This is a genomic window from Phormidium sp. CCY1219 (assembly GCF_035615515.1).
In the GTDB taxonomy this organism is placed as follows: domain Bacteria; phylum Cyanobacteriota; class Cyanobacteriia; order Cyanobacteriales; family Laspinemataceae; genus CCY1219.
The window spans coordinates 1-231 of the sequence record NZ_JAJENT010000411.1 but is presented as its reverse complement, the minus strand read 5'-3'; the positions used below and the strand labels follow the sequence as shown (position 1 = coordinate 231).

General features: G+C 54.1%; 1 protein-coding gene. It reads left to right on the top strand.

Features of this window, described 5'->3' with window-relative positions; all coding sequences use genetic code 11:
* The coding region (locus LKK83_RS31990; RefSeq protein WP_324630770.1) for a hypothetical protein at positions 1 to 231 on the top strand (231 nt) is incomplete at both ends.

Here is a 231-nt window from a genome sequence, read left to right as displayed (position 1 = left end):
CTTCGGTTTCGTCCGCCACACCTTCGTCAGTGGCCTCGAAATCGGTCGAAATTTGCGGCAAGTGCTGCACCAACTTTGCCTCGAACGGGGACTCACCCAAGGCGATCGCCTGTTCGAAAAATGGCTGGACTCCTCGGACTTTGGTGGCTCCACATGGATGGCGCGAGCATTAATCCAAATCTCCGAATGGTTTGACTCGCAGCGCCAATCTATCCAAAAGCTCATCCTCAA